The 22,587-nt window shown below is 68.0% G+C and carries 26 protein-coding genes and 1 pseudogene; 7 read left to right on the top strand and 20 right to left on the bottom strand.

All coding sequences use genetic code 11. The annotated features are described in order from the left end of the window. Positions 1-41: 41 nt before the first annotated feature. Entirely contained in the window at positions 42-743 is a 702-nt protein-coding gene (locus tag KIT79_07080) for a response regulator (protein ID MCW5829063.1), read from the bottom strand. A gap of 98 nt (positions 744-841) precedes the next feature. Then, positions 842-1,939 (bottom strand): hypothetical protein, encoded by a 1,098-nt coding sequence (locus tag KIT79_07075; protein MCW5829062.1) that lies wholly within the window; start codon positions 1,937-1,939, stop codon positions 842-844. A 360-nt stretch (positions 1,940-2,299) separates the two neighbouring features. On the opposite strand from KIT79_07075, the gene KIT79_07070 reads away from it, so the two are divergent. Further along, positions 2,300-2,842: a hypothetical protein gene (locus KIT79_07070; GenBank protein ID MCW5829061.1), complete on the top strand. Its 543-nt coding sequence runs from the start codon at positions 2,300-2,302 to the stop codon at positions 2,840-2,842. A 66-nt stretch (positions 2,843-2,908) separates the two neighbouring features. Here the strand turns inward: KIT79_07070 and KIT79_07065 are convergent, their stop codons facing one another. Beyond that, positions 2,909-3,448 (bottom strand): hypothetical protein, encoded by a 540-nt coding sequence (locus tag KIT79_07065; GenBank protein ID MCW5829060.1) that lies wholly within the window; start codon positions 3,446-3,448, stop codon positions 2,909-2,911. Positions 3,449-3,558: 110 nt separating this feature from the next. After that, positions 3,559-3,849 (bottom strand): hypothetical protein, encoded by a 291-nt coding sequence (locus KIT79_07060; GenBank protein MCW5829059.1) that lies wholly within the window; start codon positions 3,847-3,849, stop codon positions 3,559-3,561. A 2-nt stretch (positions 3,850-3,851) separates the two neighbouring features. Between KIT79_07060 and KIT79_07055 the strand changes: the two genes are divergently transcribed. Next, positions 3,852-4,397: a ribonuclease P protein component gene (locus tag KIT79_07055; protein ID MCW5829058.1), complete on the top strand. Its 546-nt coding sequence runs from the start codon at positions 3,852-3,854 to the stop codon at positions 4,395-4,397. Positions 4,398-4,446: 49 nt separating this feature from the next. Here KIT79_07055 and KIT79_07050 read toward each other — a convergent pair whose 3' ends face one another. From KIT79_07050 to KIT79_07040, 3 genes are read right to left on the bottom strand one after another with little or no spacing between them, the layout of a single operon-like run. Then, on the bottom strand, positions 4,447-4,836 hold the full coding sequence (locus KIT79_07050; GenBank protein ID MCW5829057.1) for a hypothetical protein: 390 nt from the start codon (positions 4,834-4,836) through the stop codon (positions 4,447-4,449). A gap of 13 nt (positions 4,837-4,849) precedes the next feature. After that, the gene (locus KIT79_07045) at positions 4,850-5,341 is read right to left on the bottom strand and encodes a hypothetical protein (protein ID MCW5829056.1); all 492 of its coding nucleotides are present in this window, start codon (positions 5,339-5,341) and stop codon (positions 4,850-4,852) included. A 21-nt stretch (positions 5,342-5,362) separates the two neighbouring features. Further along, positions 5,363-7,255: a hypothetical protein gene (locus KIT79_07040; protein ID MCW5829055.1), complete on the bottom strand. Its 1,893-nt coding sequence runs from the start codon at positions 7,253-7,255 to the stop codon at positions 5,363-5,365. A gap of 15 nt (positions 7,256-7,270) precedes the next feature. On the opposite strand from KIT79_07040, the gene KIT79_07035 reads away from it, so the two are divergent. The 3 genes from KIT79_07035 to KIT79_07025 all read left to right on the top strand — a co-directional run bounded on the left by KIT79_07035 (position 7,271) and on the right by KIT79_07025 (position 9,153). Then, the gene (locus KIT79_07035; GenBank protein MCW5829054.1) at positions 7,271-7,810 is read left to right on the top strand and encodes a lipocalin family protein; all 540 of its coding nucleotides are present in this window, start codon (positions 7,271-7,273) and stop codon (positions 7,808-7,810) included. Positions 7,811-7,904: 94 nt separating this feature from the next. Continuing rightward, positions 7,905-8,666 carry a kua-ubiquitin conjugating enzyme hybrid localization domain protein gene (locus tag KIT79_07030; GenBank protein MCW5829053.1) on the top strand — a complete coding sequence of 254 codons (762 nt, stop codon included), beginning with the start codon at positions 7,905-7,907 and terminating at the stop codon, positions 8,664-8,666. Between the two features lie 253 nt (positions 8,667-8,919). Continuing rightward, on the top strand, positions 8,920-9,153 hold the full coding sequence (locus KIT79_07025) for a hypothetical protein (GenBank protein MCW5829052.1): 234 nt from the start codon (positions 8,920-8,922) through the stop codon (positions 9,151-9,153). A gap of 97 nt (positions 9,154-9,250) precedes the next feature. On the opposite strand, the gene KIT79_07020 is transcribed toward KIT79_07025, so the two are convergent. The 7 genes from KIT79_07020 to KIT79_06990 form a co-directional block, all read right to left on the bottom strand. Further along, positions 9,251-10,798 carry a hypothetical protein gene (locus tag KIT79_07020; protein ID MCW5829051.1) on the bottom strand — a complete coding sequence of 516 codons (1,548 nt, stop codon included), beginning with the start codon at positions 10,796-10,798 and terminating at the stop codon, positions 9,251-9,253. Between the two features lies 1 nt (position 10,799). Next, positions 10,800-11,483, bottom strand: a complete 684-nt coding sequence (locus tag KIT79_07015; GenBank protein MCW5829050.1) for a hypothetical protein — start codon at positions 11,481-11,483, stop codon at positions 10,800-10,802. A 175-nt stretch (positions 11,484-11,658) separates the two neighbouring features. After that, positions 11,659-12,081 (bottom strand): hypothetical protein, encoded by a 423-nt coding sequence (locus tag KIT79_07010; GenBank protein ID MCW5829049.1) that lies wholly within the window; start codon positions 12,079-12,081, stop codon positions 11,659-11,661. Beyond that, positions 12,069-12,296: a hypothetical protein gene (locus KIT79_07005; GenBank protein ID MCW5829048.1), complete on the bottom strand. Its 228-nt coding sequence runs from the start codon at positions 12,294-12,296 to the stop codon at positions 12,069-12,071. The genes KIT79_07010 and KIT79_07005 overlap by 13 nt, the downstream gene beginning before the upstream one ends. Positions 12,297-12,427: 131 nt before the next feature. Continuing rightward, complete coding sequence (locus KIT79_07000; protein MCW5829047.1) at positions 12,428-12,721, bottom strand: hypothetical protein; 294 nt, start codon at positions 12,719-12,721, stop codon at positions 12,428-12,430. 56 nt (positions 12,722-12,777) lie between these two features. Continuing rightward, positions 12,778-13,296, bottom strand: coding sequence for a hypothetical protein (locus KIT79_06995; GenBank protein MCW5829046.1), 519 nt, complete (start codon positions 13,294-13,296; stop codon positions 12,778-12,780). A gap of 39 nt (positions 13,297-13,335) precedes the next feature. Then, entirely contained in the window at positions 13,336-13,719 is a 384-nt protein-coding gene (locus tag KIT79_06990; protein ID MCW5829045.1) for a hypothetical protein, read from the bottom strand. 62 nt (positions 13,720-13,781) lie between these two features. Here KIT79_06990 and KIT79_06985 point away from each other — a divergent pair, with 62 nt between their 5' ends. Then, positions 13,782-15,167: a HAMP domain-containing histidine kinase gene (locus KIT79_06985; GenBank protein MCW5829044.1), complete on the top strand. Its 1,386-nt coding sequence runs from the start codon at positions 13,782-13,784 to the stop codon at positions 15,165-15,167. A gap of 9 nt (positions 15,168-15,176) precedes the next feature. Here the strand turns inward: KIT79_06985 and KIT79_06980 are convergent, their stop codons facing one another. The 6 genes and pseudogenes from KIT79_06980 to KIT79_06955 form a co-directional block, all read right to left on the bottom strand. Beyond that, on the bottom strand, positions 15,177-16,133 hold the full coding sequence (locus tag KIT79_06980) for a hypothetical protein (protein ID MCW5829043.1): 957 nt from the start codon (positions 16,131-16,133) through the stop codon (positions 15,177-15,179). Positions 16,134-16,140: 7 nt separating this feature from the next. Further along, positions 16,141-16,578, bottom strand: coding sequence for a hypothetical protein (locus tag KIT79_06975; protein MCW5829042.1), 438 nt, complete (start codon positions 16,576-16,578; stop codon positions 16,141-16,143). A gap of 11 nt (positions 16,579-16,589) precedes the next feature. Beyond that, positions 16,590-17,990, bottom strand: a complete 1,401-nt coding sequence (locus tag KIT79_06970; protein ID MCW5829041.1) for a hypothetical protein — start codon at positions 17,988-17,990, stop codon at positions 16,590-16,592. 10 nt (positions 17,991-18,000) lie between these two features. Then, positions 18,001-19,233: a phage terminase large subunit gene (locus KIT79_06965; protein MCW5829040.1), complete on the bottom strand. Its 1,233-nt coding sequence runs from the start codon at positions 19,231-19,233 to the stop codon at positions 18,001-18,003. 13 nt (positions 19,234-19,246) lie between these two features. Continuing rightward, entirely contained in the window at positions 19,247-19,564 is a 318-nt protein-coding gene (locus KIT79_06960; GenBank protein MCW5829039.1) for a hypothetical protein, read from the bottom strand. 698 nt (positions 19,565-20,262) lie between these two features. Beyond that, positions 20,263-20,373: pseudogene (locus KIT79_06955) on the bottom strand (DUF2662 domain-containing protein). A 552-nt stretch (positions 20,374-20,925) separates the two neighbouring features. On the opposite strand from KIT79_06955, the gene KIT79_06950 reads away from it, so the two are divergent. After that, positions 20,926-22,584: a hypothetical protein gene (locus KIT79_06950; protein ID MCW5829038.1), complete on the top strand. Its 1,659-nt coding sequence runs from the start codon at positions 20,926-20,928 to the stop codon at positions 22,582-22,584. Positions 22,585-22,587 lie beyond the last annotated feature (3 nt).

Raw genomic sequence — 22,587 nt, 5'->3', positions numbered from 1 at the left:
ATGTGAAACAGCCGCGCAGGTGATGGCAGGCAGGGCTGGTTCTAAATGAGCCCTTCGTCCTTCATCCGGGCCGATTCCATCAGCGCGAACCGGGGCTCCAGGTCCAGCGGACCGGCGATGCCATCGCCGGAGATGATCGTCATCTCGAACTCGCCATCGGGCAGGGCGATGATCCGGTAGAGGGCCCGCTCGCCGCTCTCGCCGTTGTGGCTGGCCGACACGATGCGGCCGTTGCGGAGCCGGATCTCGCTCGGCTGCCCGTTGTGGGTGACCTTCAGTTCGGCCGACTTTCTCGCGCTCTCGGCGGCGGTGATGAGGTCGGCGACCGTCATCAGGGAGAGGTTCCCGCGAAGGTCGGCCTTGCGGCCCGCGCCGGGGCGCGAAAGCCGGGCGGAGACGCGGGCCAGGAGCTCGACGACGCTGGCGGGCTTGCGGACGAAGTCCACGGCCCCCAGCTCGAACGCCCGGCAGACCACCTCGTCGCCGCCGACGGCGGAGAAAAACACCACCGGCGCCTCGACGGGATCGGGCGGCCGGCGGATCTGGCCGATGAGCTGGAACCCGTCCACCGCCGGCATGGAAATGTCGCAGATGATGAGGTCGGGCCGGGCCTCGCGGATCTTCGCGGGCGCGGTAGGGGCCTCGGAGAGGGACACCACCCGGTGCCCGGACTTCTCGAAGGCCATCGCAACGAGTCTCAGTATCGTGGGATCGTCGTCAACGTGAACTATCGTGTGGCCCAAGCGTGCTGTTCCCCGCGGCTTCTGATCCCCTCCGGAACCCGGCACCCCTGAACGACCCGTGAAAAGAAGTATAGGCGTTTGCGGACCGAAGGGGAACCTCAGCCGCCCGGCTCCGCCGGAACCGTCTGCGCGTGGTCCGCGCCGGGGTGCGGGGGCGTCCAGCTCGGAAAGACACCGGGCGCGAGCTGGTGACGGCTGAAAAAGTCCCAGATCACGCGGCTGCCGTCAATGGCGTCGCTCGGCCTGCCCACCGCCCATTCGGGCAGCATCGGGTCGCCGCCGGGCCACACATGCCCCATGCCCTCGACAAGATAGTAGTGGACCTCGCCGCCGCCCCGGCAGGTCTGGTAGGCGAACAGCGTCACCTCGCCGTTTTTGTGCGTCTCGTCCGGCTCGCGCACGCAGCCGAGCAGCCGCGTCCACTGGGCGATCGTGTCCCGGACGGGCGGCTGGATCATTGACAGTCCCCAGGGGAGAGATATCTCGCCGCCGTCCAGGGGAGTCAGCGGGTCTTCGGTCCCCACGATGTAGATAAGCGGCACGCTGCGGGCGGGCGTGTATCCCTTCAGGCGGTAGTGGCCGGCGACGATTCCGGCGGCGGCGATCTTGTTCGACAGCTCGGCCGCGATGCGGAAGGCCATCGACGCGCCGTTGGAAAAGCCCGCCACGTAGATGCGGTGCAGGTCGATCGTGACCCGCGATCCGGCATCGGTGATGACGGTGTGGATGAACCCCACGTCGTTCTCGTTCGATCTGGCGGCCGGGCCGCGCCCGCTGCCGTCGTTCCAGGACTGGGGATTGGCGAGAAACCGGGCCGGCAGGGACTTGATGGCGGCGGTGCCCTCTGGCAGCACCACGGCAAAGCGCCGTTCCTCGGCCACGGCGGACCAGTTCGTCTGCCGGTTGGTGTTACGGGCCTTGGCCCCGGCGCCGTGGAGCATGATGACGAGCGGCAACGCCTCGTCGGGCCGGTAGCCGGAGGGCACGTGAATCACGTACGACCGCTCGTAACCCTGGAAGTGCAGGTGGATCCGGTGCTCGCCCGGCCCCAGCCGGTCGGGCTGCTCGGGCAGCGGCGGGAGTGCGGGCACGCCGACGTAGATCGATTCGCGCCGGGCGCAGGCAGCCGGGCCGGAAACCAGCGCGGCGAGGCAAAGGGCTGCGGCGAGCCGCGATGTCAAAACGGAAATCGGCATCAATGGACGGAAGCGGCCCCTCTCCGGCCGGACCTTTCCATTTGGAAGGTTTCCCGGCGGAAAGACAAGGGAACGTGGCGCCCGCCCATGTCCGTTTCGCGGCGTCTGCCTGCCAGCACTGGATGAGCCAGATTCAGCACGCCTTGCAGATTTCCAGAAGCAGAGAATTGCTATGTGAGACGTATCACGAGAAAAATGGATAAAATGTATCAAAATAGGCCATAGGGCCACTTTTACCCGGTTTTGTGACTTGAAACACACCGGGGTCTGGATTACGAAAGTGTTAACCATGAACTGAGCCGCGCCGGGACGCAGGTTCCGGTGTCAACGGTGCGGCAGGGATTTTCGGAGGGGAAAGTCATGGCGCAGTTCCGTGCCTTCGCGCAGGGTGTTGAGGTCAACGGGGAGACCGTCCTCGCGATCGTGGACGGCATGGGCTACTTCAAGAAGCGGGCTCACGAGATCCTTGCCACCAACGGCATTGCCGATCCCCGGCCCGGCCAGTGGTATTCCCAGCAGTCGTGGCTCATCTCCTTCCGGCGGATATCCGACGAGATCGGCGCCCGCACCCTGAACAACATCGGGATGAAGATCCCGGAGAACGCCAACTTCCCGCCGGATATCCAGACGATCGAGCAGGCGCTCGAAAGCATCGATGTCGCCTACCACATGAACCACCGCAAGGGTGAGATCGGCCGCTACGGTTACCGGAAGACCGGCCCGCGCTCGGCTACGATGGTCTGCGAGAACCCCTATCCGTGCGATTTCGACCGGGGAATCATCGAGGCGATGGCCTACCGGTTCAAGCCGGCCGGTTCGATGCGCGTCACCGTCGAGCACGACGACACCTGCCCCTGCCGCAAGCTCGGGGCCGACTCCTGCACCTATCACGTGAAGTGGTAAGCAAAACGCCCGGCCCCTTTCGGGGTGCCGGGCGTCTGGCGTTGGTCTGGCCGGAAGCCGGACTGGTTATTCTTCCACGGACTCCTGCTTCACGCAGGTGACTTCCATCGCGTTGGCGGTGCCGCCTTCGCCGAAGTTGAAGTCGCCCGCCATGTTGAAGGATGCCTCCTCCAGGTCGTCGCCCTCCACCTCGATGTCGCGGATGATGAACGTGCCGAAGTTCTCGTCACTGGAGGTAACGGAAAGCTCTCCGCATTCCTCGCCAGCTTCCCACTCCAGCACCTCGCCGATGCCTTCGGAGCTTCCCGTTCCGTCGGCCAGCATGAAGAACAGGAAATTGTTCAGTTGCAGTTCGCCGGGCAGTTCGTCGTCGATCTTCTCGACCTCGCAGGTCCAGTAGGTTTCCACATCATCGCCGTCGTATGCGGAAAAGAAGGCCTGCGTGACTCCGCTGGTATTGACCCCGTCGATCTCATCCCCACAGCCGTAGATGCGGTCGTTGTTTCCGCAGCCGATGCTGCCGAAGCTGAGGGCCCCTGCCGTCATCAGCGCGGCGGCGGTGGATACAGACAGGATGGATTTCGTTTTTGCGTTCTTGACAACCATTGGAACAGTTTCCCCTTCAGGATGGCGGGCCTTCGCCCGGCCGTTTTTATTTTATGATGGCGGGCAACCTAACCACTGTGCCGGAATGATGCAAATGGCCTGGGGCGGCGTCACTTGAGGGATTCGAGCCGGGTGAGCCGCTCGGCGGTGTCCATCCGGTGCTCGGTCAGGGTTTCGCGCAGGTCACGCAGTTCGTGGCGGAGCGCGCCCATTTCCGAGCGCAGGCCGTCCATCGAGGCGACCACGGGGGTGAGGGCTTCGGGGCCCTGGGCGGCGGGCTGCCGCCCGATCTGGGTCTCCACGGCGCGCAGGAGCAGCGGCGGCAGCATCTTGAGGACCCCGATCAGCACCGCTCCCGTGGTGACGACCAGCTCGACTCCGGTCCGGGCGAGATCATCCATCACTGCTTCTCCAGATAAAAGGCCGACGAGAAGGCATCCACCTGCGTCCCGCTCCCGTTGCAGAGGAACCTGAACGGGTTGGAGTTTCCGTTCTGCATGATTGTCTCTCCGGCGTTGAGCGAAATCGCCCCGCCCGTGAGCACCGCGAAGTCGTTCGTGGCGTAAGTGCTGCCATTGTCGTGGACGGCGATCTCGTCATTTTGTGCGTAGAGCGTCCGGCTCGTGCCGTCCGGTTTCACCGCGTACAGCGCCACGTTCGCCGTCACCCGGACCAGCGTCGGGCTGCCGGTGACGGCCGACACCCGGACCATGAGCTTCGGCCGGTAACTGCCGGCCCTGTCCACGACGAGCGAGCTGTTCCGCGCCGTGGGCGTGCTGCCCGCAACGCTGAAGGCGTGGGCGGTCGAAGCGATGAACGGATACCAGGGGACGTAGGTGGCGCTGCCGCCGGTATCGTCCGGCAGGTTCTCCACCGGAACCTTTGCGCCGCCATCCAGCGGGGCGACGCCGTTTGGCTGGCCCTTCTGGAAGGCCGGGATGCCTGGTGATTTTCGTCCTGGAACGGGCATGAACAGTCTCCTTGAAGTATGGAAATCCCTAAAGGCCGCGGACACCGGCCAGCACACGGCCCAGGATTGACGGCTCGCTCGACCCCGACAGCCGGAACCGGACGAACCGGAACGGGGCGTCGATCCAGCCGGTCGCCGAGCCGGTGATGAGGATGGGGGCGTCCTCGGCCATGACCGGCTCCCAGATTCCGTTTCCGGTGTCGGCGCTCCAGTCCCCGCCGGACAGGCCGGTGTCGGCGGCCGAGAGGTTCGTCGCCTCGACAGCGATCGTGCCGCCGCCGAAGCCAAGGCCGGGAAGCGTGCCGTTGAACGTCCACGACAGGGGCCGCCCGTCCAGATCGCGGACCACGTACACGCCGTCGGCGGTGAACGAGGCGGCCTCGATCCGGACGTCGGGGTCAATGTTGGTTTCGGGCATGGCATGTTTCTCCTTATGCCGTCTTCAGCCACGACACCGTGATGTGGCGGTGGGCGGCCTGTTTGGCGGCGTTCGATGTCTTCAGTTGCACTTCGAGGTCGGTCCAGCCGCCCGTGGCGACGGCGATCCCGGCGGTCCCTCCGCTCACGGCATCGAAAGCGGCGCAGGCGGCCGACGTTTCCTCAAGAAACGTCTCGCCGCCAATTCTCAGCCGGACATGGGCCGTGTCGGTGGTGCAGTTCCCGTCGAGGACCATGATCTCGGCATGTCCCCGGAAGGTGTACGTCCCGGCTTCGAGATAAAGCCGGTTGCGCGTGACGGTCACATAGGAGGTGCTCGCGGTCGCCGGAGTGCCGGGGCCGCCCGTCACGGTCACGTTGCTGGTGAGCCCGTCCGTCGCGTTCTTGAGGTGGTCCAGGTTGTCCCGGATCGTCCGCATCAGCGTCTCGGTGATGGGCCGCCCGGCGGTGAGCGTGGCGTCGGTGATGGCGGTATAGGCGGGCATGGAACAGGACTCCTTCAGGTATCAGGCGGGGTAGATGGCATAGTCCGGGCCGCTGTCCCCGGCGTGGTGGGCGTACTGGCGGTCCAGAACGTCCGCGTCATCGAAATCCGGAGCGCCGTTCCGGTGAATGAAGGCGTACCGGAGCATCTCGAAGGGCGACTCGCGCACGTCGAGAACCGCCATGCCCGTCTGCATGTCGAGGTGCGTGCTGACGATCTCCACCAGCCGCGCCCGGCTGTCTTTTGCCGCCCGTTCCGGCGGGAGCGATTCGTCCGGCTGGCCGGGAGGCAGGCGGCCGTGGGCGAGCACCGCCGTGTCGCCAATGCCGGCCGTGAGAAGGCCGAAGGCCGCGCCGGTCCGGAGGCGCGGCCGGGGATGCGAAAGCTGGAGGGCGAGCCGCGAGGCCAGCCTGAGCGCGTGGGCGTCGCCGCCGTGATCGCCGAGCGGCGACCAGGGTCCGTGCAGGCCGCCGAACTCCAGCGTGAGCTTTGGGGCCGCGCCGTGGCGGCTCACCGAATCGGCGTCCAGGTAGAGAAGCCGTTCGAGACAAACGCCGTCCACCGGATCGCGTGAGTAGCGGATCTCGATCGCGTTGCGGATTCGGCCGAGCCCCAGGTCCATGCGCTCCCCTGCGGGGATCCGGGCCGCGGCGTCCAGCACGGCCGGCGTCTCGGCGGGCGAGGGCGGCCCCATGAACCGGACCGATAGCCGTCCGCCGGACTCCTCGATGAGCGCCGCGCCGCAGGCTTGCAGGAGTTCCTCCTCGATCCACCGCTTCGCGTCGTCGGTTTCCCGGTCAATGAGGAACCGGGCGAAAAGGGCAGGCAGCAGCGAGTCCCGCGTCTGCTCGATCTGCCCGGTGTTCACCAGGTCCGGATCAAGTCCCAGCGCCGCTCCGCCCCGGAAGGCCGGGTCGTCGTAGGGGCCACTGCCGCCGGTTTCGGTCGTGGCGAGGATGTTCAGCAGGATCGTGAGCGGGTGCCCGGAGAGTTCATAAACCTGCACCGCCTCGTCTCCGGCTTCGTGGGCGGCGGCGACGGACTGGAACAACCCGCGCACGCAGCCGGTGAGGTTCCCCGCGCCGCTGGCGGTACTCCGCCCGGCGTAGGAGACAATCTCGTCGCCGACCCGGACGTGGCGGACGAGGCCGCCGGTATTGGGGAGATATCTTCCGGTGTCGGCGACCGGCAGCGACGTCTGGACGCCCGTCACGGCTCCGGTGAGGCGCGAGCGGCGGTCCAGGAACAGCCGCTGGTCCTTGAGGTCGGCCAGCAGGCTCCGGCACTGGAACCGCCAGATCGCGCCGCCGTCGTCGCTCGTCACCTCCTGCACCCGGCCGCGTGCGACGGCGCGGAACCCTTCCGGCTCCGTGATGCCGGGAAATCCCAGCCATAGCGTCACGCCCCGCCGCCGGAGCGGAGTGAGCGCGATCAGTGTGCTGGTAAAGCTGTCCATGTCGGCCAGCCGGAAGGTGAACGAACCCACCGCCGAGGTGAGCCGCTCTTCGTCGAGCGTCCGGGGGCTGAGGGCAGGGTCCAGCAGGATGGGGAGCGCGTCCGGGAAGGCCGCCACGGGGAGCGTCGAAAAGACGCGGCCGAGGCCCCACTCCCTCACCACCGTTCCGCCGGGCCATTCCCGCGCCGCCGACCGGAACCGCCCGCGGACCAGTCCCGTGATCGCCGTGCCGTCCGGGCTCCGCCCGACGTAGCGGACGATTTCTCCCGTCTTCTCGTCATTGCCGATGAGCAGGTAGCCGGTGGCCGGGAAGCCGCCGAAACTCTCGCCTTCTTCAAGACAGATGAGTTCATCGCCGTGGGCTGGGAGCGCGGCGATGGCACGGCGGGGGGCGTGAAACTCCACGACCCACACCGGCTGGAGTTCCGGCCGGGCGATGGCATCGTCGAAGGCGGTCATATTATCCTTGCTCCCATGCGAACCCTCATCCGGCTCCTCGCTTCGATCATCGCCCTGCTTCCCGGCGGCTGCGCCGCGGGCAAGCCGCTGCACACGGTCGAGAAGGTGGACCTCCAGCGGTATCTCGGCGACTGGTACGAGATCGCCAGCTTCCCCAACCGTTTCCAGAAAGGCTGCGTCGCCTCGATGGCGACCTACACGCTGGAGCCGGACGGCCGGATCGGCGTCTTCAACCAGTGCCGCGAGAAAACCCTCGACGGCCCCGTCCGCAGCGTCCGCGGGACGGCCCGCGTCGTGGACACGGCGACCAACGCGAAGCTGAAGGTGACCTTCTTCTGGCCCTTTTACGGCAGCTACTGGGTGATCGACCTGGACCCGGACTACCGTTGGGCGGTGGTCGGCCATCCGGGCCGGAACTACCTGTGGGTGCTGTCGCGCACGCCAGTTCTGGACACGGATGTCTACGAGGGCATCCTCGGCCGCCTCCGCGGGCAGGATTACGATGTCACGCGCCTTCGGCGCACGCCGCAGCTTGTGAGCATCGGCACTCCCTGAGGCCCGCTTTCGGGGCATCGGGGTGGTGTGATCTCCGTAACAGACGGAAGATGGTCCCGGCTGGTAGGGTCAACCGGGGGTTTTTGCCAGGGTCATGCGAGGGAAAACGCGCAGCTACAGCTATTCACCTGTCCACCGGATGCTGGAGATCGCCGGCATCGCCGGGTGCCTCCTGCTGTCGGCGGCGCTGTTCTCGCGCTCGCTGGGGCTCGCCCGCTGGATTGACAGCCCCGCCGCGTGGGCGGTGTTCATCCTGGCCGTTCCCGGCGGCTACCTGCTGGCCGATTTCGTCTCCGGCTTCGTTCACTGGATGGCCGACCGCTACGGCACGGTGAACACGCCGGTTTTCGGCCCGAACTTCGTCCGCCCGTTCCGCGAGCATCATGTGGACCCCAAGGGTATTACCCGGCACGACTTCATCGAGACGAACGGTGCGAACTGCATCGTGTCGGTGCCGCTCCAGACGGGAGTGCTCCTGTCGTTCCCGGCCGAAGGCGCGGGACTCCTCGGCCTCGCCGCCACGGCGCACACGCTCTGGCTCTGCCTGTTCGTCTTCGCCACGAACCAGTTTCACAAGTGGGCCCATGCGGACACCGTTCCCGGTTTCGTCCGGCTTCTCCAGAAGTGGCGGCTCATCCTCCCGCCAGACCACCACCAGATCCACCACACCGTGCCGTTCGATACCTACTACTGCATCACCGTCGGGTGGCTGAACCCGGTGCTGGCTACTACCCGGTTCTTCATCGTGCTGGAACGGATTCTCCGGCGGACCATCGGCCTGAAAGCGGGCGAGGACGATGCGGCATGGGTTTCGGGCAGTGAAACAAGAGAACGGCCGTCACCGGCTGAAACCTGAACCGGCTCGCCGGGTTGACCGCAGGTTGCCGGTGTTCTCTATCCCGCTGCCGTTCTGGCAATTAATGTAGGCTTATTCCGGTGTTAATCTGAAAGCGCGCTAATTTTAATCCGGCTGCGGTATTCATGTTCCAGCTCCGGTTCGCCAGGGAAACCGCTGAGAAGGCTCCGAAACCGTGTGTCATGGGGACACATGAGCGGGGTCTTCGGTTCTTCCGGGATGCCGGACGTGAATGGACTTAAGGAGTCCGACCATGAAACGCACCATCGAAGCAGCACTCCTCTCGGCAATGATCGCGGGCACGCCCCTGATCGCCTCGGCGGCTGAAGCGGCCAAGCCGGCCACGCCCGCCACCCCGGCGGCCGAAGCAGGCAAGCCGGCCACTCCGGCGACCCCTGCCGCCCCGGCATCCGCCGAGAGCAAGGATGCGAAGAAAGAAGAGAAGGCCGAGAAGAAGGCCGAGAAGGAAGCGGCCAAGACCAAGTAACTCCTGACTTCGACACGCGCCGGTTGCTGCAAGCGGCGCACCTTCGGGCCGGAACTTCCCCAAAAGAGGGGTTCCGGCCCGTCTATTTGGGCATCTTCTATATATTCTCCACGCTTCCCAGCAGGAGCGGCAGCCCGTCCGGGCCGAGCCAGCCGGAGGCGTCCTCGTGAAACCGGAACGCCTTCCACCAGGTCGTCGAGGCTGGCGAGGTTCCGTTCGAGCATACCGGCATCCAGGCGAGGTCGCCGCCGCCGGTGTCGAAACCGTGCATGACTTGTCCGTCGAAGGGGCCCTCGCCGTTGTACCAGGCACGCACCCGAGTCAGCGCCGCGCCGCTGCCGAGCGGCACGTACCAGAACCGGGCGATGAACCTCCGGTCCGGCCGCTCCTGCATCCCCTCCGAGCGGGGGATGTTCCCGCGCAGGACGCCGAGCGTCACGGGCGGGCTTTTGCTGCCGTCGGTGTGAATGGCCCAGGCCCGGAGCTCCCGGTGCGCGGGGCCTTCGGACGCGGTGACGGCCACGCCCGCCTTGCCGCTGGCGTGCGAGAGCGCGATGCCGGCCTCCCATCCGCTGCCACTGGCCACGAACGGGAACGTGCGCCACAGCTTCACGCTCGCCAGCAGGTTCGAGCTGTGGAGGCTTTCATCAAGCGGCCATAGCCGGACGAACACCGAGGCCGGCGAGGGCGTGGCGCCGGACTGTTTCAGCGCGCCGCCATCGGCGCTGAAGTGGGCGGTGTCGCCGCCGAAGGTTTCCGTCAGGGAGCCGCTGACGGTCTCGACCGAAAACTCCCGGCCGTAGGTGAAACCGCCGCCATCGGGTACAGGTTGCGCCGCGAGCTGGAGCTTCACCGACCGGTAGCCCGGCACGGTCCGTTCCACCTCGATCGTGCGGTTCAGCGGCCGCACGGGGAGGGCCGTCTCGCGGCCAGTATCGGGAAAGAAGGTCATCATCGAGCCCTGTTCCAGCGCGCCGCCACTTCCGGTGGTCCGGTCCCAGCCTTGTGCCCGCCAGCCGGCGGCGGAGAGCGGCCCGAAGGAAAGCTCCCACCGGCGCTGTGCGCCCCTGGCCACCGGCCACAGGCGGCCGTCCTCGGCCTGGGCGTGGGTGCGTGTGGAAAAGTCGCCCGTGATCCGCCGCTCCGAAAGCCGCGCGCGGCCCCGGAGCTGGGGCCAGACGAACTGGCACGGCTGGACGGGATTCGGCACGGCGTCTCCGGCATGGGTCCACTGGACCCGGTTTCCCGGCGCGACGGCGAGATCGGCGTGCGCCCCGTCGCCCGCGACCAGCGGCCAGCCGTCCGGGGTTTCGATCCGCGACAGCGGACTGGAGTGGAGGATCGTGAGTGGAAGCCCCGCGGACGTGTTCGTCCAGGCGAGCGCGCCGCCGGTGTTCACCGCCTCGCCGCCGGAAAGTGCCGCCGCGAGAATGAAATGGAGCCGGAAGCCGCAGGCCGCTTCGTCTTCGAGAACCGGCAGCGCGGCGCGCATGGCCGCCCGGAGTGCGGCGGCCAGCGATGGCGGCGAATAAAAGGCACGGGCGAGGACCGCCGTGCAGTCCTCGCCGTCCAGACGGAAGCGCAGCTCCCCTTCCAGTTCCACGGACGGAACGAGCAGGGCCTGACGGCTGGCGAGGACTGGCATTTCAGATCGCCCGGATGCCGGACGCCCCCTGGATCACCACCAGCCGGTCGTCGCCGATGGCGTCGCGGATGGTATCCACGATGAACGAGCGCACGCTGTCGATGCCGATGACGCCGCCGTTGTTCACGAGATTGACGGTGAGTTCGGCCGGAAGGCGCCGGTCCGGTGTTTCAGGCGCGGGCTCCGGCGGGGCTGCGGGACTGGTGGCCGTACCGGCGCTTCCGCCGAGCCCGGCCGCGAAGGCCGACAGGGCCGAGCCGATGGCGATGAGGGCGAACCCCCCGGCGAACGTCGCCGGGATGTTCAGCACCATGAGCGCCTGGAGCACCTTCGCCGTGGCGATCATGCTCTGGCCGAGGGCGGTGGCGAACTTGCCCACGGCGTCCAGCATGACGGCGGCGAACGCACGCCCGCTCCGCACCGAGCCGTCCACCAGTCCCCGGAACATCTGCTCGATTGCACCGGCCGTCGCCTGCACGAGCGGCCGGATGGGGCTCACTGCCTGCCGCTGGAACTGGTTGACGAGCACGTCCGACGCCCGCACGGTTTCGCGCCGGATTTCGGCCATGAGCTGCGCCGCCTCGCGGAGCGCCTCCGGGTCGAGGCGGTCACGCAGGCTTTCCACGCCTCCGGCCGCATCGCCGGACCGCGAAAGGTCCAAAAAGGTTTCAGGGGAGTCGGGCATGGGGGTTTCCGTTCTGCTTCACCTGAAAAAACTCTCCGCCTTCAGGAAACCACTCCCCCCATCCCCCTCTCCGTGGTCACGGAGAGGGGGCGGGAAAGGCTCCTTCCTGTTCCCCCCTCTCTGCGTCTGCGGAGAGGGGGTCAGGGGGTGTGGTTTCCTGCCGGGGTGTGGTCACTTACGAATACACCGTCACGGGCAGTTCCAGCGTCACCGTGGCCGGGCCGCCGGGCGGCGTCTTCGTCCGGATGACCGGCGCGCCGGGGATCACCTGCGAGAGGGTGCCGCCGGGAGGGAGGTTCCCCGTGTCGGCGAGCCCGGAGAGGATATTCGAGGCGTGGGCCACGGCGGCCGTCCGGACTGCCGAGGCCTGCGCGGCCATGACGAACCGGATCTCGATGACGAATCTTTCGCCGAGGTTCGCCTTCGCCGCATCGCCCGGCCGTTCCCAGGACTGCACGGTGGCGCCCACGGGCCGCACGTCGAAGGTCCGGCCCGACTGGGTGAGGCCCCCGCGTTCGGGCACAAGACGCCCGTCGCCGGGAACGAGCGTCCCCAGCACCGTCTGTACGAGATCCGTGAGTTCCGTCAGGTGGGACATGGATTCAGCTCCCCCGCGAGTTCGGCCAGCCGGCCGGGGTGGACGGCGGCGGCATAGAGGGCGATGAGCTCGCCGGCGGTGGACGGCGCGGCGGTATCCGGGTCGCCTGGGCACCGGCTGGCGAGCACGGTCCGGAGCCGCCGGTAGGCCGACTGCCCGCTGCCCGTCTGCCAGGGTTCCAGCGCGGCGGCGGCGAGGATGTCGAGCCATTCCATCCGGGAGGCCGCGTGAAGCTCGTCGGCACGGGCGAGCAGGGCTTTCAGGAACGAGGGCGGAAGCGACAGCGTTTCACCGGGCGAAAGGCCGAGCCTGAAGGCGGCCCTGGCGGCGATCCCGGCCAGCGCGTTCAGTTCCGCCCGCGGGGAGGGTCTTCGCGGGTCTCCCCGGTGAGGATCTTGAGGAACGCCTCGAATACCCGCGGCGTCAGCAGGTAGTCGGCATCTCCGTCGGTCAGTTCCGGAACCATGCCCCGGAGGGCGTGGCGGAACTGGAGTGCCATCTCCACGGGCTGCGATCCGGGGCGGCTCGCTTCCACCAGCGCGGCGATCTGCGCGAGCGTGGGCTCGTCGAAACTGTAGGTCTTCTGGCGGAGCTTCACCGTGAGGCGGCTCCGCAGGGCTGAAAGATCGTGATGGGACATGGGTTTCCTCCTTGGTCCATGGACTGGAAAATCCGGCGGCCGGCAGGTGGCTGCTGTCAGGTGACTGACGGATCGCCGATCGTGAGCAGCAGGCCGCTGGAATCGGGCAGCGCCCGGAAGGTGAGTTCCACCGGGGCCTGCTCGCCCCGGTAGGCCAGCTCCGGCGGCGAGATGACGGCCGCCTTCCAGAAGGTGAGATCGAAGGTCCGGTCGCCGTCCAGGAGCGACACCGGATGCAGCACGAGCTGCCCCGCCTTCGACTCCAGCGAGGTGCCGGTGTCGGCGCGGATGTCGAGCTTGCGGTCGTCGCCAGAGCCCGTGAGCGTGAACTCCGGAAACGCCGCCTGGAAGTTCATGAGCGACCAGCGGGCGAGGCTTAAGGTCACGTCCACCTTCTTCAGGCCGTGCGTGAGGTAGTCCACGGGCGTCAGCCCGCGCTCGTCGGTGAGGATCTCGACAAGCTCGCGCTCGATCCGGAGCGATGCGCCGCCCACTGTGGGGCCGAGGTTCACCGACTTGTATGTCGCCGTCACGCCAAGCGCGGCGAATCCGTTTTTCACGGTCTGGGATGACATGGATGGCGGTTCCTTCCCCGGCCGGACCAGCCGGTGCCGTTACAGGAAAATCCGCGCCGTCCGCTGGTGGGCGGCGCCGTGGTAGGTGGCGAACTCCTGCGTGTCCACGCGCTCGCGGTAGCACCGCTCGTAGTGGCGGGCGGCGCGCTCCCACCGGTCGTCGGCGGTTTCGGCGAGCGAGCGGTGGATGAAGGCGAGGGCGATGAGTTCGTGCAGCGCGTCCAGCTCCGGGTTCGTCCCGTCATAGACACCCGCGCCGTCCACGCCCTCGAACTCCTGCCAGGCGAGCCCCCTCGCCGCGAGGTCCAGACGCAGCTCCGTGAGCGCGGCCGTGATCTGGGCCGAGTGGTCCGCCGCTCCCGCCGGATGGCGGCCCCGTACCGCCGGGTCGCGGCTTTCGATCGTTTCGGTCGTTATCGCCATTTAAAGGGTTTCCTTTTCGTCTTTGCCCCGTGGCATACTCCGCCGCAGGCAAAGGAACCGTTTTGGAAGCAACCGGCAAGAACATGCGCTGGCAGGACCGGATCATCAGCCAGCTGATGCACCTTCTGGACTGGAGTCCGGTGGACAAGTCGCTGCTCATCGCCGGGACGACGGCGGTGTTCATCCTCTTCGTCGTCCTCAGTTTCACCCCTCTGCTCAGCGATGCGGAGGGCGCGGCCTACATGAACCGGGAGTATCTCGCCCTGTTCATGAAGACGCTGCTCAGCATGAACATCGTCTGGGCGGCCATCCTCATCTGGGGTTTCGCCATCCGGAAGCGCGATCCGCAGAACCACGCCATCGTGCTGGCGACCATCGTCTTCTACTCCGGCACTTTCGGTTACGGTTCCTACAGTACCGGTCCGCTCACGAGTCCCTATGCCGGGCTGGTGTTCGTGGGCGGAACCTTCGTCGCCATGCTCCTGTTCGAGATCCGCGATGCCATGATCGGCGTGACGGTGGGCTCGCTCGTCATTGTCGGGACGACCATCGCCGAGCGGTTCGGTTACATCCCCTACGCGCCGCTGATGGCCGGCGCCCCTTATGAGGACGGCCGCCTTTCGGGCGCCTGGCTTGTCGCGATGGGCGGCGCGTTCCTGTTCATCATGATCGAGTGCATCGTGCTCTCGGTCTATATCGTCAAGCGGTGGCGCGACCGGGAGGAGGCGCTCGCCGAGGCCTACGTCCTGCTGAAGGACTCCAAGGACCAGCTCATCCGTGCCGAGGCGCTCGCCTCGCTGGGCTCGCTGGTGACGGGCGCGGCCCATGAGCTGAGGAATCCGCTGGCATCGAGCGGCTCCATCCTCCAGACGCTCACCGACGAGATCGGGCAGTCGGCGACGCTCTCGGCCGACGACAGGCAGGCCGCCCTGGGCATGCTCCAGCTCGCGCTGAAGGGCCACGGGCGCGCCGCGGCGATCGTGGACCGTCTGTACGAGCTGGCCGAGCACCTGGAAAAGGCCCCGTCGCAGATTCCCGTGGAGTCGGTCCTCACGGATGTCCGCAGGAAATACCCCGCCGTGGAGATCGCCTGCGGTCCGGAGGCGGCAGTGCGGCTCGTGGACGGCAGGCCGGTCACGACCGCCGTGATGAACCTGCTGGAGAACGCCGCCCAGTCGGAAAGCCGCGAGCCGGTCCGGCTCACGATCCGCCCTCGCGGAAACGAGATCGAGATCGAGGTGGCCGATACCGGCCGCGGAATCCCCGAACAGCTCCATGCGTCGCTCTTCAAGCCGTTCGCCACGCTCCAGAAGGCCGGCGAGGGTCACGGCGCGGGGCTGGGGCTCTACATCGTCCATGAGCTCGTCACCCGGCAGGGCGGCAACGTCACGTTCGACAGCGCGCCCGGCCGTGGAACCACCGTGCGGGTGCGGGTTCCGGCCGCCTGATCCGGGAGTTCAGTTCGTCACCATCGCCACCGCCCGCACCGACCTGGCATCCTCGGCCTTCAGGTCCCAGTTGTCCGGGTCGGCAAGGGCGTCGTTGCCGGGGTTGTTCGCCGCGTCCGTCCAGCCGACGCCGAACAGGTGCGGGACGAAGTGGGCATCGAAGGAGATGATGTCCTCCTTGGTGAGCACGTCGCGGTCGGTCTCGATGGTCAGCTCCCGCTGGTAGCCCAGGTACAGGGCCCGGCTCCCCAGGAAGAAGGTCGTGTAGGCGAAGTAGTCCGGTACCGTGGTGTCCACCGGCACCCGGTCGCTCACGTAGACCGGGCGGCCGAAGATCGTCGCCTTGAGGCCGGAGCGGACGCCGGGGTTCACGGCGTCGGCTGGCACGTCCGAGTAGACGATGAGCCCCTGGTCGTAGGCGTCCTTGAACACCTTTGAATGCATCACGGCGGCCGTGAGGTCGCTCTCGTTGTCGCCGAGCGCGAACATGGCGTCCAGCACGCTGCTCTTGCCGATCCTCATGGCCGAGCCGCTCGTGACGGCCACGTTCCGGCGGTTGGCCGGGGGGATGGCCCCCTCCAGAACGTGAATCAGGGTCGAGTCCAGGTGCCGGGCGAAGATCGCCGCGATCTGCCGGGCGATTTCGGTCTGCGGGTCGTCCAGTGACACCAGCCGGGCGAAGTCGTGGACGCCGAACGCCTTGCCGCGCCGGACGACCACGCCCTGCTCGGTCACGCTGTCCACCTTCTCGATGCCCAGGGGCGCCGAGTCCGAGAGGGGTTCCATGTCGCCGCCGCGCTTCCAGCGCGGGATCGTGATGCGGGTTCCGCCAGAGGCGATATCGCCGTTGGTCTCGGCCAGAACAGCGCCGCACGCTTCCAGCTGGATGCGTCCGGGGAAGAGGGCACTCACCTGGTCGGCGAGCACCTGCGGGTCAACGATGTCGGAAAGTTTCGTGGAAGCCATGGGTGGATCAGTCCTTTCGTGTCCGGGGCCGTCCGCCAAACCGCTGGCGGAGGGCGTCATAGAGGTCCGGCCGCCGGCGCCTGAGTTCGAGCGCGCGCCGGCCGTCCTGCATCAGTTCGTTCCAGAGCTGTTCGTCGGCCCGGCCCGCGTCGCCGTGCCCGGTCCGCCGTGCGTCGGTGGATTTCGGGACCGGAGGGCCGGAAGCGAGGGCGGCAGCGGCCGCCTCGGCCTGCTCGACGAACTTCACGAGCGCGCCGGGCGCGGTCCCCCCGGGAAGCGACTTCGCCAGCTCCTGCATGGGCTGCGGCAGCCGGGCGATGCGCGAACCGAGAAGCGACCTTGCGGCTTCTTCCCATCCGTCCTGCGGGGCGGCGGGAGTATCCGTTCCCGCGGGGACTGCGGCATCCGGCGTTTCGCCGGGGCCGGCAAGTGGGTCGTCTGGCATCTGTTTGCTCCTTAGGGTTCCCGCGCCAGTTCCCGGTTCCGTCTCCACAGGGAGAGGATCTCCTCCTCGGAGAGACGGGCGAGGTCGGGGTTGCGGCGGCGAAGCAGGTCGGCCGGGGAGATGACGCCCAGGCGCAGGTCCGCCTCGTCGGCGCCGTGCTCCTCGCCGGGGTTGAGCGGCGGGGCGGGATCGGCGAAATCGGTCTCCAGGGTGAACTGGTCCGTGCCGAGGGGCGCGCCGGGTTCATGGTGGGCGAGCACGGCGGCCACGGTGCGGAAGATGTGCCGCTCGGCCGTGCGGAACCTCGCCACCTCGGCCGCGTGGATCTCGCGGCTGTCGGCCTGGGCGAGCCACCTGGCGACGCCCGATTCCACCCGCCCGCGTGCGTCCACCGTGTCGGCGGGGACGCCCTCCAGCAGGGCCGCGAGGCGGGCCACCTCGAAGACGGTTTCCTTCACGGGCCCGACCGGCGCGTCGGGGCTCTCGAAGCGGAAATCCCCAGCGGCGGCCTGGTCGCGCTTCACCACATGGATGAGGTGCTGCACGCCCACCTTGAAGTCGGGCGCGACGTTCTCGTCCGACACCCACACCGGCTGGCCAAAGCACTGGAACTTGATCGTGTAGAAAAGCTCCGTCAGGGCGAAGTTCAGGACGCGGTTCACCCGGACGAGGGACTCCGGCGGATCGGGAAAAAGCTCCCCCGTGCGGCCGTCAATACGGACGAAGGGGATCCGGCCGTACGGGTTCTCCAGCGCCGGGTCGCCGAAGTCGCCGGTGATGCGGCCCTCGGAGTCGAAGACGAAATGGAGCCGGTCCGACCAGAAGACGTATTCGGCGCGGCCGTCCCCGCCGGTACGAGGAACGAGCAGCGAGTGGTAGCGGCCGACATCGCTGGCGGGCGCGCCGGGGGGAAGGGCGGGCAGCAGCTCGTCGCCTCCCAGGATTTCAAAGAAGATGCCCCGGTCGTAGCCAACCCGGACATACACAAGCCCCGTCAGCGTGTAGAGTTCCTGCGCCATCCGCATCGTCTCGGTGAGTTCACCCGCCGTGGCGATCCGGTGGTAGCGCCGCTCCGTTTCGTCCCTTGAGGATTCGTGGGCGGCGCATTCGCCCGCGGGGCGCACGCGCCGCACCGGCTCGGCGTGGTAGAGCCGTGCCAGCTTCCGCACCACGCGCCGGACCAGCGGCAGCGTGATCGAGCTCCGCTCGACCGTCTGCCGGATGTCGCCGTCGCTGAAGGTGCTGCGGATGTCCTCGGCCAGGTGTGCGCCCGACCGGTCGTGCCAGTAGTCCCGCGCCTCGGCCACCCGCCGGTCGTACGAGGCGGGACGCCGGGCGCGGACATGGGCGGCGAGCGCCTTCAGCGTGCCGGGCGCGGCGTCGGCCGCGGTGCGGAGTTCGGGAAGCTGCATGCGGATATCCTCAAAGCCTGTGGGAACTGACACTCACCCTCGGCAACAGGACCGGTTCCAGGTGGCAGACGAGGTAGCCAAGGGCATCGGAGAGGTGCTCCACCGACGGCCCCTTGTCGATCTCGTTCCTGCCCTCCTTCCAGCGGGTCGCCTCCAGCGAGCGGATGAGCTGCCGCGCCGCGGGGTCGATCCGGAGCCGGTTCCGGCTGAAGGCGACGTTCACCGTCTGCACCCGGTCGCGCTGGGCGGGGTTGGACCTGGGCGCGTTCACCTGGAAACCGGCGCGCTTCAGCAGCGCGTGGTCCGAATCCCCCGCCGTCTGTCTCGCCGCGCCGGAGGCGTCCGGGTAGACCAGCACGGGCACCGACCGGCTTCCGGCGATGGCGCTGATGGCGTCAACGAGCCGGGGCGTGTTGGAGTTGCGCTCCGACCATTCGGTAAAAACGGAGATGGTTTCCCCGTCGTGCTGGGCGAACACCGCCGACATGGGCGAGATGTTGAAATCAACGCCCACATGCACCGGCTGGTCCGCGTGGCGGGCGACCGGTTCATGGGCGTGGCGCTGGCGGATGAAGGCGTAGTAGCAGCGGCCGCTCGCCGTGTTCACGAACCGCGCGTTCACCTCCTGCTCGAACCAGTCGCCCGTGTAGGCATTTTCCAGTCCGGCGAGATATCCGGGCGGCAGGTTCAGGGCGTTGTCGTAGGAGGTGCCCGTGACGAGCCGGGTGTCCGGCCGCCGCTCGGGCGAGGCGAACTCCTCGTAGAGCCAGTGGTCGAGGCCGGCCGGAGTCGAGGTAAGGTCGCCCCGGAGCGGCCCGCCAGGGTGGCGGAGCCTTCCCTGGAGCACCAGCCACGCCTCGCGGCTCGTGTCGCGGGCCTCGTCCAGCCAGAAGAAGCCCATCTCGACGCCGCGGAGCATGTTGTAGTTCTCGGTCGAGTGCCAGAAGATCCTCGCCGGCGCCTCCTTCATCTCGATGGAGCGGCGGCTGCGGATGAGCCGGGGCGAGTGGCCTCCCTCCTCGGCCAGCGACATGAACACCTGCACGGCCACCCGGTCGAGCTGCTCGTAGCTGTTCGCCAGGATGTAGCCGTTGGTGTCGTGGTCCCGGGCGCGCCGGAGGAACCGGATCGCCCCGGCCGTGGTCTTTCCGCTGCCGATGCCGCCCGCGTAGAGGACGAACTTCTCCTCCGCCTCCAGGAACTCCCGCTGGCGGGGGTGGGGGACGAGAAGGCCGCCTGCCATGACAGGTTCGGGGCTACGCGGCCAGCAGCTTCGCCAGCTTTTCCAGCTCCCGGTCGCCGGTGGCCAGAAGCTCGCGGGCGACGCGGCGGCGGATCATCCCGGCGTTCAGCCGGAGGCACCCGCACAGCCAGCCGAAGGAGAGCGGCCCGTTCCCGTCAGACGCCAGCCACCGGATTTCCGGCCCGATGGCCCTGTAGTGGCGGCGGCGGGCCGGTCCGTCCGCGGCGTCACCGGAGAGCGAAACGATGGCGTCGCGGATCGTCTGCACCGCGCCGCCAATGATGGCCGCTCCGAGCGCCCGTGCGCCGGAGCCGTGGATGACGGTATCCATGAGGGGTTTCCTTTTCTGGGGTTGATGAAAAGCAGCCGCCCCGGCGGTGCCGGTCCCCGCCCTCTCCAGTTCCTGGAGAGGGCCGCGCCGTTCAGGCGCGGGGTGAGGCGGCCTCACCCCCCGGCCCCCTCTCCGGGAACCGGAGAGGGGGAAACCACACCCCCACTATCTCCCTCTCCGTGGTCACGGAGAGGGGGAAGGAAAAGGCGTGGAACTGCGTCCCCGCCCTCTCCAGTTCCTGGAGAGGGCCGCGCCGTTCAGGCGCGGGGTGAGGCGGCCGGGGGTGTCAGGGGATGTTCGGGGTTTCGCGCCCCCGGCTGGCCGCCGGGCGCACTTCTGATCTGTTGCGATTAATGCCGGACTTTCCGGGGCTGTTCAAGAGCGTGGCCCATCCTGGCCCAGGATGGACCATCCTGACCGATCCTGGTCTGTTCTTCCGGGCGGAACCGCGGATTTCCGTGCCTGTCTTTATGGCGTTTTCACGCAAGCGCAAGCTGCGAAAACCACGGGCGGATACGCCGCAAATCCCCGGAAAAGGGAGGGGGCTTAACGGGCACGGGCGGTTTCCGGCCGGTTCGCCCGTTCCTTTGTGATCCCGGCGGGATAGCTCCTCCGCGCCCGTAAAGACACGGGGGCGGAGAGTGATAAAGATGGTAACTCACATCCCGCAGATCAGTTCGAGGCTCCGGAGAATCGCCGCGCCCTCCGGCGGGAGGTGCTGCCGGAACAGGGGGAGCCAGTCCTCCCGGTCCTGCCGGAGCATCACGCGGCGGCGCTCCGCCGGCCCCGACTGGAACCGGTGGCGCTGGTTGTCGAGCCGGTCGGCCGCCTTGACGAGCAGCGCGCCGGGGCCCGCCCGGACCACCTGCCGCAGGTAGTTGACCCGCGAGGCGGCGGGGCTTTCGCCGGGATTGAGCTTGTGCGGCACCGAGAGGGCGAGGACCAGTTCCGCCGCCTTTGTGCCGGTGGCGCTGGCAAGCTCGGTGAAGGTGAGCCGCCGGTCGTGCTCCAGCGTGTCGTGGCAGATCGCGGCCACGAGCGGCAGCGGGCGAACGACGCGTGCTTCCTCCACCAGCGAGAGGGCGAGCCTCAGGGGGTGGACGATGAACGGCAGGTTGGGCGAGGATTCCGGCACTGGCTCGCGCCGCTCATGGCGGTGGACGCGCCAGGCAAAGCCGATGACGCCCGCGATCTCCGGCCGGAGCGGCACGGGAAGCTGCCACAGAAGCCGCCGGGCGAGCGCAGCGGCGGGCTCAGGCAGCGGCGGGAGCGTGGCCAGCGTGTCTGAAAAAGGCGGCATGACGGGGAAAGGCTAGCACAGGGGTGCTTTCCCCGCCGCTTCGGCTACGATGCCCGCCAGCGTGACCGGTTCAGCACCGACAGACGGCCGGAAATGGCACGAACTTCCGGCCCTCATCGCCGCCTCGCTGGCGGCGCTCGCCTATTTCGCATCGATCCAGTTCCACGTCTCCGAGCCCATCGACTTCGACGTCTACTACCACCTCGCCGTCACCCGCGAGCTGTTTGCGAATGGCCCGCTCCAGAGTTTCCCCTGGGGGCCGTACTCCATCGTCTCGGAGAAGTTCGCCGACAAGGAGTTCCTGTTTCACGTCATCCTGGGGGCGGTCTACCAGCTTCCCGTGACGCAGGCGGCCCGCTTCGGCGCGCTGATGGGACAGGCGTTCATCATTTTCGCGCTGGCCTTCGCGCTCTGGAGGCTCAGGGTCCGCGAGGCGTGGGCGTTCATGCTGCTGCTGACCGCACTCGGCTCGGCGCTCGCCGTCCGGCTCGCCATGTGCCGTCCGCACCTGTGGGGAATCGGCTTTTCGGTCCTCATCATCTGGATGCTGGTGTCGCGTGTCCGCCCGGCGGCGCTCTTTGTGGCAGCGATGCTCTACAGCCTGTTCCACACGGGCGGCTGGATCGCGGCGTTCTACGCCGGGGTGTGGGTGTTCTGGGGGCTGGTGCCGGGACTGGCCGGAGGCGTGGACGAAAACGGCGGAAACGGCCGGGTGTCTTTCCGCACGCTGCTCCGCCGGTTCGACTGGAAGCCGCTTGTGGCGGTCATCGCCGGGTGGACGGCAGGGCAGGTGATCCACCCGAACTTCCCCGTGAACTTCCACCTGTTTTTCGTCCAGAACGTGCTCGTTCCGTTCCACACGACCGCCGCCGGGAACCAGGCGCTCCGGGTGGCCCTGGGTGGCGAACTGCACGTCCCCGGCCTGCGGATCGTCGTCATGCAGTGGCCGGTCTACCTCGTGGTGGCGGCCAGCCTCGCCTGGCTCGTGGTTTCACGCGAGGTGCGGACCCGCCCGGTGCTCACGGCGGCCACGATCGCGCTCGCCTTCTGCATCGTGAGCTCCACGGTCATGCGGCGGCTCTACGAAATGGCCGCGCCGTTCAGCGTCCTCGCGCTCGGACTGACCTGGAAGACCTGGCTCGCGTCGCGGGCCGAAGCCGGAAACCCCTTCAGGGTGCTGCCGCGCCACGCCGCGATGGCACTCGCCGTGATCCTGCCCGTCACGGGCTACTTCGCCCACGACGCCCGCAAGCAGGCGCCGCCCGCCTCGCCGCCGCACGCGATGGCGCAGTGGATGGCGGCCACGGTGAAGGAGCCGCAGAAGATATTCACCGCCCAGTGGGCCGACTCCGCGCCGCTGCTGTATTTCGCGCCGTGGCTCACGACGCTGGTCGCGCTGGACCCCACCTTCTTCTACGCGAAGGACCGGGAACTGTTCATTCACTACGTGGACATCGTGCTGGGCAAGACCCGGCGGCCCGTGGATTCGGTCCTGGGGAAGTTCGACGCCCGCTACGTGACGCTCTGGAAGCTCCCGGCCTTCTACCGGTTCTCGAAGCAGCTTGAGGCCGACCACCGCGCCCGCAAGGTGTTCGAGGACCGCACCTACCAGGTCTGGCTGCTCGATCCCGATGCGCCGCCCAGGGAACCGGGCGAGCGGAAGGAACGCCGGGAGCGGCGCAGGCCGCCCGGACCGCTGGCGCCGCCACAGGAGCCCTGACGG

The organism is Deltaproteobacteria bacterium (assembly GCA_026129095.1).
Classification (GTDB): Bacteria; JAGRBM01; JAGRBM01; order JAGRBM01; family JAHCIT01; genus JAHCIT01.
Note: the sequence above shows the minus strand (reverse complement) of the source record. Positions and strands in the feature narration are given on the sequence as shown.

What these genes read in the sequence shown, in the direction of transcription:
- KIT79_07075 (MCW5829062.1), bottom strand. Translation starts at nt 1,939, where the DNA reads ATGCCGATTTCCGTTTTGACATCGCGGCTCGCCGCAGCCCTTTGCCTC.
- KIT79_07070 (MCW5829061.1), top strand. Translation starts at nt 2,300, where the DNA reads ATGGCGCAGTTCCGTGCCTTCGCGCAGGGTGTTGAGGTCAACGGGGAG.
- KIT79_07065 (MCW5829060.1), bottom strand. Translation starts at nt 3,448, where the DNA reads ATGGTTGTCAAGAACGCAAAAACGAAATCCATCCTGTCTGTATCCACC.
- KIT79_07060 (MCW5829059.1), bottom strand. Translation starts at nt 3,849, where the DNA reads ATGGATGATCTCGCCCGGACCGGAGTCGAGCTGGTCGTCACCACGGGA.
- KIT79_07050 (MCW5829057.1), bottom strand. Translation starts at nt 4,836, where the DNA reads ATGCCCGAAACCAACATTGACCCCGACGTCCGGATCGAGGCCGCCTCG.
- KIT79_07045 (MCW5829056.1), bottom strand. Translation starts at nt 5,341, where the DNA reads ATGCCCGCCTATACCGCCATCACCGACGCCACGCTCACCGCCGGGCGG.
- KIT79_07040 (MCW5829055.1), bottom strand. Translation starts at nt 7,255, where the DNA reads ATGACCGCCTTCGACGATGCCATCGCCCGGCCGGAACTCCAGCCGGTG.
- KIT79_07035 (MCW5829054.1), top strand. Translation starts at nt 7,271, where the DNA reads ATGCGAACCCTCATCCGGCTCCTCGCTTCGATCATCGCCCTGCTTCCC.
- KIT79_07030 (MCW5829053.1), top strand. Translation starts at nt 7,905, where the DNA reads ATGCGAGGGAAAACGCGCAGCTACAGCTATTCACCTGTCCACCGGATG.
- KIT79_07025 (MCW5829052.1), top strand. Translation starts at nt 8,920, where the DNA reads ATGAAACGCACCATCGAAGCAGCACTCCTCTCGGCAATGATCGCGGGC.
- KIT79_07020 (MCW5829051.1), bottom strand. Translation starts at nt 10,798, where the DNA reads ATGCCAGTCCTCGCCAGCCGTCAGGCCCTGCTCGTTCCGTCCGTGGAA.
- KIT79_07015 (MCW5829050.1), bottom strand. Translation starts at nt 11,483, where the DNA reads ATGCCCGACTCCCCTGAAACCTTTTTGGACCTTTCGCGGTCCGGCGAT.
- KIT79_07010 (MCW5829049.1), bottom strand. Translation starts at nt 12,081, where the DNA reads ATGTCCCACCTGACGGAACTCACGGATCTCGTACAGACGGTGCTGGGG.
- KIT79_07005 (MCW5829048.1), bottom strand. Translation starts at nt 12,296, where the DNA reads ATGGAATGGCTCGACATCCTCGCCGCCGCCGCGCTGGAACCCTGGCAG.
- KIT79_07000 (MCW5829047.1), bottom strand. Translation starts at nt 12,721, where the DNA reads ATGTCCCATCACGATCTTTCAGCCCTGCGGAGCCGCCTCACGGTGAAG.
- KIT79_06995 (MCW5829046.1), bottom strand. Translation starts at nt 13,296, where the DNA reads ATGTCATCCCAGACCGTGAAAAACGGATTCGCCGCGCTTGGCGTGACG.
- KIT79_06990 (MCW5829045.1), bottom strand. Translation starts at nt 13,719, where the DNA reads ATGGCGATAACGACCGAAACGATCGAAAGCCGCGACCCGGCGGTACGG.
- KIT79_06980 (MCW5829043.1), bottom strand. Translation starts at nt 16,133, where the DNA reads ATGGCTTCCACGAAACTTTCCGACATCGTTGACCCGCAGGTGCTCGCC.
- KIT79_06975 (MCW5829042.1), bottom strand. Translation starts at nt 16,578, where the DNA reads ATGCCAGACGACCCACTTGCCGGCCCCGGCGAAACGCCGGATGCCGCA.
- KIT79_06970 (MCW5829041.1), bottom strand. Translation starts at nt 17,990, where the DNA reads ATGCAGCTTCCCGAACTCCGCACCGCGGCCGACGCCGCGCCCGGCACG.
- KIT79_06965 (MCW5829040.1), bottom strand. Translation starts at nt 19,233, where the DNA reads ATGGCAGGCGGCCTTCTCGTCCCCCACCCCCGCCAGCGGGAGTTCCTG.
- KIT79_06960 (MCW5829039.1), bottom strand. Translation starts at nt 19,564, where the DNA reads ATGGATACCGTCATCCACGGCTCCGGCGCACGGGCGCTCGGAGCGGCC.